Annotated in this window: 1 protein-coding gene; it reads left to right on the top strand. The window is 38.4% G+C overall.

From position 1 onward, the window contains the following. Window positions 1–306 precede the first annotated feature (306 nt). On the top strand, window positions 307–13545 hold the full coding sequence (locus BSR19_RS07355; RefSeq protein WP_156246920.1) for an SspB-related isopeptide-forming adhesin: 13239 nt from the start codon (window positions 307–309) through the stop codon (window positions 13543–13545). The last annotated feature ends 708 nt before the right edge of the window (window positions 13546–14253 follow it).

The following is a 14253-nucleotide window of genomic DNA, read 5'->3' as shown; positions in this document are numbered from 1 at the left end:
AAGTTCAGAAAAAGATTTGGAATAGCGTTTTAATTAGAAAATAAAACGATAAAATAATTATTTTTATATTGAGTGAAGTGTTAATAAATATTGTTATATAAGGTGTTTTGTTGTTTTTGGGTTGATATTGCTAATCTTTTTGTAGTTGAATAATCAGAAAGTTGAAAAATAAAATTAAAAAATTTTGACAAAAATCTTGACCGCTAATTGTCAGAATGTTAGAATATAGTATACTCACTTTTATAATTGGATTAATTTTATAAGTGTGTACCTATAACTAACTAACTTTTTAGAGGAGGTCTTTTAATGAAAGACATTTTCAATAGACGCCAGCGCTTTTCATTGCGTAAATACTCGTTTGGTGTCGCTTCAGTCTTACTAGGGACAGCGCTCTTTGCTGCTCGTATTGCTCAGGCTGATGAAGTAACATCCCCAGAACCTTCATCTTCAACACCAAGCTCTACGGTAGCAGGTGAGAGCTCTGCCGATTTAGTTGAAACGCCTACAGCATCAACAGCTCAAGCAGATCCTACTGCAGCTGTATCTTCAACTGAGGCAACTGCGTCAACATTTAACTTGACGCCAGAAGCTTCAACAACAGATAAGGCTGCCGCAGAGACAACTGACAAACAAGCTACAGAAACTGCAAAACCTGAAGCAGCTAAACCAGCTTCAGAGACTGCAAAACCAACTGAAAAAGCTGCTACAGAAACAGCTAAACCAGCTACAGCTGCATCTACAAATGCAGCTAGCAACAACGTTGAAACTACAGCTTCAGCTACAGCAGCTTCAAACGCTTCAGCTACAGCAGCTCCAGTAGCTGGAAATACAGAAACAGCTGAAACCGCAGTAGAAGCTACAACTGCCCAACCAAATATTGCTACACGTGCTAGCGTAGCAAGCGCAGGTGTGGACGTTGCTTCAGTTGCAATAGCGAATAATGAACGTAGTAATGCTGCTACGTTGGTTACAGAAGGTGGACGTCGCCGTAATCGTCGTTCGGCAACTGACCCTGTATCAACAAGTTATACAGAAGGTTCAGAAGCTGCAACTCCAGTGATGAGTGATCCAAATGGTGCAAAACTTAAGAATCGTCCACTTGTAGTCCCTACACCAAAAGATCCTACTGACCATGTTACTGCAGGAATCAACTACCAATTGAATCCGAGTGCATCTCAGTATACATATATTGTTACTGATTTGATGGGATTCAATACAGAGTATAATACTAAGTTCTATTATCGTATGTCTAAACCATATGATAACTCAACTAATGTAACAATCGAATTGGTTGATGGTGCTACAAACACTGTTAAAGAAACAAAACAAATTAGTGGTGCAGGAACAGTGAATCTTGGTCAGGCTACTCTAGCACCTATTTCAGGCAATAAACAGGCTTATATTGAATTCCGATTTGAAAATGTTAAAGATGCTGATAAGACAGATCGTCCAGCTCTCCGTGCAACATGGAAATTCAACGGTTCTGCTAATGATTTCGATGGTCAACGTACTGCGATTCAAATTTATGATGTAGTTAACACAGCCAACGAAGGAACGACTATAACTGATCCTCAATATTACATCCCACGTCTAACTACTAAGACGACTTACTATAAAGTTGTTGATAAAAATTCATCAACTTATGATCCAAATCGCTTGGTTGGAAACTTTGTCTCAAATGGCAGTAGTTATGTGATGAATTCTTCTACGCCAGGTGACTACAAGCTGGTAAATGACGCTGGAACTCCACAAGTTGATGCACAAACATATCGTGCAACAGGCTCTGAAGAGAGTCTTGGTTCATTTACACTTACTGGTATGGAAGGGCAAGATTTCCATGCTTCAGCTCTTCGTGCTTTTGATGGGTATAAGCTATATCAAACAGCAGATTCACGCTCGCTTGTAGATGTTCTAAAAAAACCTTACGAAGTTGGCCAACGTTGGTTTGACGTTGCCAATGCTGAAGGTGGTGTAAAACGTATTAAAGAAGTTGTAGGCGAAGATGGTACTGTCCGTATTGAAATGTGGGCAATCAAATCTGACAGTCTAAATAAAATTTCTAAAGATTTAAACACTGATGGCTATGTTAAGGTTTATGAAACAGTAATTCGTCCTGGAAGTAACAATAAAATTGACCACCCAGAAGACTTCGGTAAGAATCCTGAAATCGATGATGCTGGATGGAATAAAGATAATAATAAGCCAGTTAGAGATGGTTTGAAACCAGAATTACGTGATAAGCTTGTTGTTGGAAAACCATTTGCTATTTTCTCAGATAAACAAAATACAAACTATCTTGGTGATTTGGAATATGGTAAACCTAACGTAGCTGATTTTATCTATAAACGTCCAAACGGGACATTTTATAAAATGTCCTGGGGAGGGGAAGCAGCTAATAATACTATAGAGTATACAATTACTGAGGTGAGTGCCTCAGAAGCTGCTGGCTATCAACCACGTTATTCAGCTGCGGGTGAATTTTATGCGAACCGTGGCGCTACTGGAGCTGCATATGCTATTAATGGCGTTCCAGTTTCTTCAGGTAACGTTTTCCGTTTGGAAAATAAATTGACACCCAACTATGAAACGGTCTACTACTATGTTAAAGGTGAAGCTACTAAGGTAACTCCTGAATTTACTAAGGTTCTCGAAGATAAAAATGTAGAGAATAAGCGAACACTTAATGATAATGACTTCAGCTTTAAACTTGTTGAATTGAAAACTGATGATTCAGGTGAAGAACTTGAAGGTGGTCATACTGAAACCGTCACAAATAAATCTGGCAAGGTAACTTTTAGTGATATTAACTTTACTAAAGTTGGAACTTACAAATATAAAGTAACAGAAGTTGCTGGAGAAGATAAAAATGTTGACTACGATGCCATGGAAACTATCATGACTGTAGTTGTTACTGAAAAAAACCAAGCAGGTGATTTAAAAGCTACTGTTACTTACAGCTCTTCTAAAGGTGAAACATCTTCAACAACTGATACAGAGTTCAACAACGTTGTCGTAGCTCCAGTTAAAGTGAAATTTGACTTCACTAAGAAATTGGCTGGACGTGAACTTAAAGATGGCGAATTCAGGTTCATCCTTAAAGATGCAAACGGTCAAGAAGTTGAAACTGTAGCTAACAAAAAAGATGGAACTGTAACATTTACAGAAATTTCATTTGATAATACTAAAGTAGGTACTCACACTTATACTGTAGAAGAAGTTATCCCTGCAGCTAAAGAAGTAGGTATGACGTATGACACTATGAAGGCAACGATCACTGTTGAAGTTGCTAAGAATGGTCACACCTTGACTACTGTAACAAACGTAACATCAACTGGCGGTGTCAATGCTGATGGAACATCAACAGAAGGAACTGATGATAAAGAATTCAACAACAAAATCACTCCTCCTGAAACACCTGAATTCCAACCTGAAAAATTTGTTCTTAACAAAGAGAAATTTGACATTACAGGATCAAAACTTGTAGATGATGACGATGAGTTGACCGATGAGTACACTGCTACAAATGCAAATCCATACGCAGATGGAACTTCAAACAACGAAGCAGAAAATATCAATACGAAGTCAGTTGAACGTGGTGAAAAGATCTACTACCAAGTATGGTTGGATACTAAGAACTTCACTGACAGAAACAACATCCAATCTGTTGGTATCTCTGATACTTATGATGCAGATAAATTAACTGTCAACGCTGCTGATATTAAAGCTTATGACAGTGAAAGTGGTGCTGACGTAACTGATAAGTTTGACATCAAAGTTGAAAATGGCGTCATTACAGCAACATCTAAAGCTTCTATGAACAAATCTTTAGGTGATGCTGATAACACTCAAGTTGTCGACACAACTAAATTTGCATTTGGTCGCTACTACAAATTCGATATTCCAGCAACAGTTAAAGCTGACGTTGCAGGTGGCGTAGACATCGAAAACAAAGCGAACCAAATCGTTCACGTTTACAACCCAGTAAGTAAATCTGTAGAAACTCCAGAAAAACCAACTCAAAAACGTGTGAACAGTGTACCTATCTCAGTAGACTTCAACTTTACTAAACGCTTGGAAGGTCGTGAATTGAAAGCTAACGAATTCAGCTTCGAGTTGAAAGATAGCGACAATGTTGTGATTGCAACTGTTACCAACGATGCAGCTGGTAACATCACATTCTCTCCAGTAGAGTACACAAATAAAGCTGGTAAAAAAGTTACAGCCCTTAAATACACGAAGGGTCAAGAAGGTACTTACACTTACACAGTAGAAGAAGTAGCTGGAACAGACGCAACCGTTACATACGACACAATGAAAGCGAATGTAACAGTAACTGTTTCTCACGATGGAACAGCTAAAGTTCTTGTGGCAACTGTTGGCGATATCGCTGATAAAGAGTTCAACAACGTAGTAACACCTCCAACTGAACCTAAGTTCCAACCAGAGAAATATGTTGTGTCTGAAGAGAAATTCGATATCACTGGTGACAAGCTCGTTGATGATGATAAAGAGTTGGCAGACAAGTACGCAGACACAAATGCGAACCCATATGCGGACGATGCATCAAACAACGAAAAACAAAACTTGAATACTAAGACTGTTAAACGTGGCGACAAGTTGGTTTACCAAGTATGGTTGGATACAACTAAATTCTCAGCAACTAACAAAGAAAATGTTCAATCTGTAGGAATCTCAGATGACTACGATGAAACTAAGTTAGATCTTGATGCAACTAAGATCAAAGCTTACGATTCAGTAACAGGTGATGATGTTACAGCTAAATTCGATATCACAGTTGAAGGTGGCGTGATTACTGCAACCCTTAAAGCTGGCTTCACTAAGTCACTTGGCGATGCAGAAAACACTCAAGTTATCGACACAACTAAATTCGCCTTCGGACGTTACTACAAGTTCGATATTCCAACAACAGTGAAAGCAGATGTGGCAGCTGGTGTAGATATCGAAAATACTGCGGCTCAAGTAGTTAACTACTACAACCCAACTTCTAAGACAGTTGAAAAACCAAGCAAACCAACTGAAAAACGTGTCAACAGCGTACCAGTATCAGTAGAATTCAACTTCACTAAACGCTTGGAAGGCCGTGAGCTTAAGGCTAACGAATTCAGCTTCGTCCTTAAAGATTCAACAGGTAAAGTTGTTGAAACAGTAAGCAACGATGCAGATGGAAACGTTAAGTTCTCAGCTATCGAATTCAAGAAAGAACAAGAAGGCGTTCACAACTACACAGTTGAAGAAGTAGCTGGAACAGACGCAACCGTTACATACGACACAATGAAAGCGAATGTAACAGTAACTGTTTCTCACGATGGAACAGCTAAAGTTCTTGTGGCAACTGTTGGCGATATCGCTGATAAAGAGTTCAACAACGTAGTAACACCTCCAACTGAACCTAAGTTCCAACCAGAGAAATATGTTGTGTCTGAAGAGAAATTCGATATCACTGGTGACAAGCTCGTTGATGATGATAAAGAGTTGGCAGACAAGTACGCAGACACAAATGCGAACCCATATGCGGACGATGCATCAAACAACGAAAAACAAAACTTGAATACTAAGACTGTTAAACGTGGCGACAAGTTGGTTTACCAAGTATGGTTGGATACAACTAAATTCTCAGCAACTAACAAAGAAAATGTTCAATCTGTAGGAATCTCAGATGACTACGATGAAACTAAGTTAGATCTTGATGCAACTAAGATCAAAGCTTACGATTCAGTAACAGGTGATGATGTTACAGCTAAATTCGATATCACAGTTGAAGGTGGCGTGATTACTGCAACCCTTAAAGCTGGCTTCACTAAGTCACTTGGCGATGCAGAAAACACTCAAGTTATCGACACAACTAAATTCGCCTTCGGACGTTACTACAAGTTCGATATTCCAACAACAGTGAAAGCAGATGTGGCAGCTGGTGTAGATATCGAAAATACTGCGGCTCAAGTAGTTAACTACTACAACCCAACTTCTAAGACAGTTGAAAAACCAAGCAAACCAACTGAAAAACGTGTCAACAGCGTACCAGTATCAGTAGAATTCAACTTCACTAAACGCTTGGAAGGCCGTGAGCTTAAGGCTAACGAATTCAGCTTCGTCCTTAAAGATTCAACAGGTAAAGTTGTTGAAACAGTAAGCAACGATGCAGATGGAAACGTTAAGTTCTCAGCTATCGAATTCAAGAAAGAACAAGAAGGCGTTCACAACTACACAGTTGAAGAAGTAGCTGGAACAGACGCAACCGTTACATACGACACAATGAAAGCGAATGTAACAGTAACTGTTTCTCACGATGGAACAGCTAAAGTTCTTGTGGCAACTGTTGGCGATATCGCTGATAAAGAGTTCAACAACGTAGTAACACCTCCAACTGAACCTAAGTTCCAACCAGAGAAATATGTTGTGTCTGAAGAGAAATTCGATATCACTGGTGACAAGCTCGTTGATGATGATAAAGAGTTGGCAGACAAGTACGCAGACACAAATGCGAACCCATATGCGGACGATGCATCAAACAACGAAAAACAAAACTTGAATACTAAGACTGTTAAACGTGGCGACAAGTTGGTTTACCAAGTATGGTTGGATACAACTAAATTCTCAGCAACTAACAAAGAAAATGTTCAATCTGTAGGAATCTCAGATGACTACGATGAAACTAAGTTAGATCTTGATGCAACTAAGATCAAAGCTTACGATTCAGTAACAGGTGATGATGTTACAGCTAAATTCGATATCACAGTTGAAGGTGGCGTGATTACTGCAACCCTTAAAGCTGGCTTCACTAAGTCACTTGGCGATGCAGAAAACACTCAAGTTATCGACACAACTAAATTCGCCTTCGGACGTTACTACAAGTTCGATATTCCAACAACAGTGAAAGCAGATGTGGCAGCTGGTGTAGATATCGAAAATACTGCGGCTCAAGTAGTTAACTACTACAACCCAACTTCTAAGACAGTTGAAAAACCAAGCAAACCAACTGAAAAACGTGTCAACAGCGTACCAGTATCAGTAGAATTCAACTTCACTAAACGCTTGGAAGGCCGTGAGCTTAAGGCTAACGAATTCAGCTTCGTCCTTAAAGATTCAACAGGTAAAGTTGTTGAAACAGTAAGCAACGATGCAGATGGAAACGTTAAGTTCTCAGCTATCGAATTCAAGAAAGAACAAGAAGGCGTTCACAACTACACAGTTGAAGAAGTAGCTGGAACAGACGCAACCGTTACATACGACACAATGAAAGCGAATGTAACAGTAACTGTTTCTCACGATGGAACAGCTAAAGTTCTTGTGGCAACTGTTGGCGATATCGCTGATAAAGAGTTCAACAACGTAGTAACACCTCCAACTGAACCTAAGTTCCAACCAGAGAAATATGTTGTGTCTGAAGAGAAATTCGATATCACTGGTGACAAGCTCGTTGATGATGATAAAGAGTTGGCAGACAAGTACGCAGACACAAATGCGAACCCATATGCGGACGATGCATCAAACAACGAAAAACAAAACTTGAATACTAAGACTGTTAAACGTGGCGACAAGTTGGTTTACCAAGTATGGTTGGATACAACTAAATTCTCAGCAACTAACAAAGAAAATGTTCAATCTGTAGGAATCTCAGATGACTACGATGAAACTAAGTTAGATCTTGATGCAACTAAGATCAAAGCTTACGATTCAGTAACAGGTGATGATGTTACAGCTAAATTCGATATCACAGTTGAAGGTGGCGTGATTACTGCAACCCTTAAAGCTGGCTTCACTAAGTCACTTGGCGATGCAGAAAACACTCAAGTTATCGACACAACTAAATTCGCCTTCGGACGTTACTACAAGTTCGATATTCCAACAACAGTGAAAGCAGATGTGGCAGCTGGTGTAGATATCGAAAATACTGCGGCTCAAGTAGTTAACTACTACAACCCAACTTCTAAGACAGTTGAAAAACCAAGCAAACCAACTGAAAAACGTGTCAACAGCGTACCAGTATCAGTAGAATTCAACTTCACTAAACGCTTGGAAGGCCGTGAGCTTAAGGCTAACGAATTCAGCTTCGTCCTTAAAGATTCAACAGGTAAAGTTGTTGAAACAGTAAGCAACGATGCAGATGGAAACGTTAAGTTCTCAGCTATCGAATTCAAGAAAGAACAAGAAGGCGTTCACAACTACACAGTTGAAGAAGTAGCTGGAACAGACGCAACCGTTACATACGACACAATGAAAGCGAATGTAACAGTAACTGTTTCTCACGATGGAACAGCTAAAGTTCTTGTGGCAACTGTTGGCGATATCGCTGATAAAGAGTTCAACAACGTAGTAACACCTCCAACTGAACCTAAGTTCCAACCAGAGAAATACGTTCTTAGCAAAGATAGAGGTGAGTTTGATATCACTGGTACCAAACTTCTTGATGATGATGCAGAGTTGACTGATAAATATGGAGAAACAAATACTAATCCATATGTCGATAAAACTGATAACAACGAAAAAATTGATACAGGTAAAGTTGACGAACTTGGAAAACCAATATTCGACTTTATAAACATCAATACTCAACCAGTAAAACGTGGTGACACAATCAACTACCAAGTATGGCTTGATACAACTAAATTTGATGCGAACAATAAGGATAACATTCAATCTGTTGGTATCACTGATACTTACGATAAAGCTAAATTGGAAGTAAGTGAATCAGCAATCAAGGCTTACGATGGTAAGAGTGGTGATGACGTTACAGACAAATTCCATATCACAGTTAATAACGGAGTGATTACTGCAACTCTTAAAGCTGGCTTCACTAAGTCACTTGGCGATGCAGAAAACACTCAAGTTATCGATACTACTAAGTTCGAATTTGGACGCTACTACAAGTTTGTCATTCCAGCTAAGGTTGCTGACGGTGCTTATGATGGTGCTGAAATTGAAAATACAGCAGCTCAAGTAGTTAACTATTACAACCCAACTACTAAGAAAGAAAAACCAGTAGAAAAACCAACTGAAAAACGTGTTAACAACGTTCCAACTGCTATCGAGTTGATCTTTGGTAAGACACTTAACGGACGTCAGTTGAAAGATCAAGAATTTACTTTCGAATTGAAAGATGAAGAAGGTAATGTTCTTGAAACAGTTAAGAATGATGCCGAAGGTAAAGTTAAATTCTCTACTATCAACTATGCTAAAGCAGATCTTGGTAAGACATTCAACTACACAGTAGAAGAAGTTAAAGGAACTGACACAACAGTTACTTACGATAACATGAAAGTCAATGTTACTGTTCAAGTTATCCAACCTGCACCAGGTGCTCAATTAACAACTGTCGTTTCTTACGCTACAGTAGGTGGAGATGCTTATGGCGCTGACGATCGTGTCTTCGATAACGAGGTAATTCCTAACTTCAAACCAGAGAAATACGTTGTTTCAGAACCAAGATTCGATATCATTGGTAACAAACTTGCCGATGATGATAAAGAGTTGGAAGACAAGTACGCAGATACCAATGCGAAACCATATGCGGACGTTGCGTCAAACAACGAAAAAGAAAACTTGAATACTAAGTCAGTTGAACGTGGTCAAAAGATTTACTATCAAGTATGGCTTGATACTCGAGAATTTACAGCAGAAAACAATCTTCAAACAGTTGGTATCAAAGATAACTACGAAAAAGATAAGCTTGATATCAACGCTGATGATATCAAGGTTTACGATGGTATCACTGGTGAAGATGTAACAGCTAAATTCGACATCAACGTTGAAAACGGTGTAATCAGTGCTTCATCTAAAGCAAGCTTGACTAAACCTATCAGCGCTACAGACGCAAGTCCAGTTATTGATACAACTAAATTTGAGTTTGGTCGTTACTATAAATTTGATATCCCAGCAACTGTTAAACAAACAGTTAAAGCTGGTGTAGATATTGAAAATACCGCTAACCAAACAATTCACCAATACAATCCATTCAATAAGAAAGTTAAAGATTCTGAAAAACCTACTCAAAAACGTGTCAACAGCGTACCAGTATCAGTAGAATTCAACTTCACTAAACGCTTGGAAGGCCGTGAGCTTAAGGCTAACGAATTCAGCTTCGTCCTTAAAGATTCAACAGGTAAAGTTGTTGAAACAGTAAGCAACGATGCAGATGGAAACGTTAAGTTCTCAGCTATCGAATTCAAGAAAGAACAAGAAGGCGTTCACAACTACACAGTTGAAGAAGTAGCTGGAACAGACGCAACCGTTACATACGATACAATGAAAGCGAATGTAACAGTAACTGTTTCTCACGATGGAACAGCTAAAGTTCTTGTGGCAACTGTTGGCGATATCGCTGATAAAGAGTTCAACAACGTAGTAACACCTCCAACTGAACCTAAGTTCCAACCAGAGAAATATGTATTGAATACAGAGAAATATTCAATCACAGATAACAAACTTCTTGATGATGATTCAGAGTTAACAAACAAATACACTGAAACAGAAGCTAATCCTTACGTTGATAAAACTGATAACAACGAGGCAGAAAACATCAATACGAAGTCAGTTAAACGTGGTGATAAACTTGTTTACCAAGTGTGGTTGGATACAACTAAATTTGACGCAGCTAACAAGGACAACATCCAATCAGTAGGCATCTCAGATGACTACGATGAAGCGAAGTTGGAACTTGATTCTACTAAGATCAAAGCCTACGATTCAGTAACAGGAGCTGATGTAACATCTAAATTTGATATCACAGTAGCTAACGGAGTAATCACAGCAACTCTTAAAGACGGCTTTACTAAGTCTCTAGGAGATGCAGAAAATACTCAGGTCATCGACACTACTAAATTTGAATTTGGACGTTACTACAAGTTCGACATCCCAACAACAGTGAAAGCTGATGTTGCAGGTGGCGTAGACATCGAAAATACGGCATCACAAGTAGTAAACTACTACAACCCAGTAAGCAAGACTGTTGAAAAACCAAACAAACCAACTGAAAAACGTGTGAATAGTGTTCCAGTTGAAGTAGAGTTCAACTTCACTAAGAAACTTGAAGGTCGTGAACTTAAAGCTAACGAATTCAGCTTCGTACTTAAAGATTCTGAAGGTAAGACTCTTGAAACTGTAAGCAACGATGCATCTGGTAACGTTAAGTTCAAAGCTCTTGAATTCAAGAAGGGTGAAGAAGGTGTTCACAACTTTACAGTTGAAGAGGTTAAAGGAACTGACGGAACTGTAACATACGATACTATGAAAGCAAATGTCACAGTAACAGTATCACACGACGGAACAGCTAAAGTTCTTGTGGCTACTGTAGGCGACATCGCAGACAAAGAGTTCAACAATACAGTAACACCACCAGAAACTCCAGAATTCAACCCAGAGAAATACGTTCTAAACGAAAAAGAATTTGACCTAACAGGAACTTCATTATTAGATGATGATAAAGAATTAGCAGACAAGTATGCAGATACAAATGCAAACCCATATGCTGATAAAGCTGATAACAATGAAGCTCAAAACATTAACACTAAATCAGTTAAACCAGGTCAAAAACTAGTTTACCAAGTATGGTTAGATACAACTAAATTTGATGCAAACAACAAAGACAACATCCAATCTGTAGGAATCTCAGATGACTATGATGAGGCTAAAGTTGATGTTGATGCTTCAGCAATCAAAGCTTACGATGGTAAAACTGGTGCTGATGTAACATCTAAATTTGATATCACAGTAGCTAACGGAGTAATCACAGCAACCCTTAAAGATGGCTTCACTAAGTCACTTGGCGATGCAGAAAATACTCAAATCATCGACACAACTAAATTCGAATTCGGACGTTACTACAAGTTTGATATTCCAGCAACTGTTAAAGCGGACGTTAAAGGTGGAGTAGACATCGAAAATACTGCGGCTCAAGTAGTGAACTACTACAACCCAGTAAGCAAGACTGTTGAAAAACCAAGCAAACCAACTGAAAAACGTGTTAACAGCGTACCAGTACAAGTAGAGTTCAACTTCACTAAACGTCTGGAAGGACGTGAATTGAAAGCTAACGAATTCAGCTTCGTATTGAAAGATTCAGAAGGTAAAGTCCTTGAAACTGTAATGAACGATGCCTCTGGTAACGTTAAGTTGTCTAAACTTGAATTCAAGAAAGAACAAGCGGGCGTTCACAAATTCACAGTTGAAGAAGTGAAGGGTACTGATGGAACTGTCGCTTACGATGCGATGAAAGCAGTAGTAACTGTAGAAGTTAAACATGACGGAACAGCGAAAGCTCTTATCACTAACGTAACAGATCCAGCAGACAAAGAGTTCAACAACCGTGTAACTCCTCCAGAAACTCCAGACTTCAATCCAGAGAAATACATCTTGAACGAATCTAAATTCGATATTACAGGTGACAAACTTCTCAACGATGATAAAGAGTTGAAGGATAAGATTGCGGAAACAAATGCAAATCCTTACGTTGATAAGACTGATAACAACGAAGCTCAAAATATCAATACTAAGACACTCAAGAAAGGTGATAAAGTATACTACCAAGTATGGTTGGATACAACTAAATTCACTGAAGCACACAATATTCAATCTGTTGGTATTACAGATAAATATGACAGTGCAAACTTGACTGTCAACGGAGCTGGTATTAAGGCATACGACTCTGTAACAGGAGAAGATGTGACAGCTAAGTTTGATATCAAGGTTGAAAACGGTGTGATTACTGCAACATCTAAAGCTGACCTTACTAAGTCACTTGGAGATGCAGAAAATACACAAGTCATCGACACAACTAAGTTCGCCTTCGGACGTTACTACAAGTTTGAAATCCCAGCAGAAATTAAACAATCTGCTAAGGACGGTGTTGACATTGAAAATACAGCTTCACAAATCGTTCACCAATACGACCCAACTAAGAAATCTGTTGAAAAACCAGAAAAACCAACAGAAAAACGTGTAGTCAATATCCCAACTAAGGTTGAATTTGAATTCACTAAGAAACTTGAAGGTCGTCAACTTAAAGCTGGTGAGTTTAGCTTCGTACTTAAAGACAGCAAGGGTAATGTGATCGAAACTGTAAGCAATGATGCTAAAGGTAAGATCAAGTTCTCTGCACTTGAGTACAAACGTGGTGAAGAAGGTACTCACATTTATACTGTTGAAGAAGTACAAGGTAACGATACAACTATTACTTACGATAAGATGGTAGCTAGAGTCGTTGTTTCAGTAACTAAAGACGGTAAAGTCTTGACAGTAACTTCTCAATTGCCAGAAGATACTGAGTTCAACAATATTGTGACACCACCGACTCCTCCAACACCACCGACTCCACCAACTCCTCCAACACCAGTAGTTCCACCAGTAACACCACCGACTCCTCCAACACCAGTGGTTCCACCAGTGACACCACCAACTACACCAGAAGCTCCTAAAGGACCAGCACTCCCTGAAACAGGTGATGATGCGTCTATGGCAGCTATGGCTCTCGGAGGAATCCTTGCGGCAGCTGGACTTGGTTTGGCAGGAAAACGCAAAAAAGAAGACTAAATAGTGATTAGGTACACATCTAATTGAGTTAGTTAGACTATTTCAGTTTTCGAAAGAGAGACTCATCCCGAAAGGGGTGGGTCTTTTTGATTTGTAATGAGAGGATTTTGGTAGCTGATATGTCTTGATGAGAGCTTTTTAAATTTTGGTAAAATTAGAAGTCAAAATTTTGGGAAGATTTATATCCTTTATCATAAAAAAGAGTTATTTTGAATTCTCAAGCAATTATTTCAACTAAAGAAATGTTTAAGGCAATATATACAATACTGATGGATTAGATAATTCTTCGTATTTTAGTAGACTTCATTACTTATTATATTTAGATGAAGTTAAGGTTATCCCTAATCCCACTTAAATCTAAGACTGATTAGTGTTTACAGTTAAAATTAGATAGTTAACATCAAAAAATAGGGAGAATAGTTAGGAAAAGAAATAGATCTTTATAAATAAATAGAAAATATCGGGTAAAAACATGGTGGATTCCGTATTTTTATAAGACTAACTTTGGTAATTTATAATATAAGAAGAGTTAAAAATGATAATAGGGAAGTCTTACTTTTAAAGGGTTTTTACGTTTAAAAGTTGTTTCAATCCTTACTTCTATTTGAAATTTACTTATTTAAGAAAGCCAATTATTAGAAAAATGAACGTTAAAAGTGAATTCAAGATGGCTTTTAAAGAAGAAAATTAATATCAAAATATTAGAAA

The organism is Streptococcus salivarius (genome assembly GCF_009738225.1).
Classification (GTDB): domain Bacteria; phylum Bacillota; class Bacilli; order Lactobacillales; family Streptococcaceae; genus Streptococcus.
The sequence above is the reverse complement of the archived record's forward strand: the minus strand, read 5'-3'. Positions and strand labels throughout refer to the sequence as shown.

Excerpts from the sequence above, each read along its gene's own strand:
- BSR19_RS07355 (WP_156246920.1), top strand. The coding sequence starts at position 307 with ATGAAAGACATTTTCAATAGACGCCAGCGCTTTTCATTGCGTAAATAC.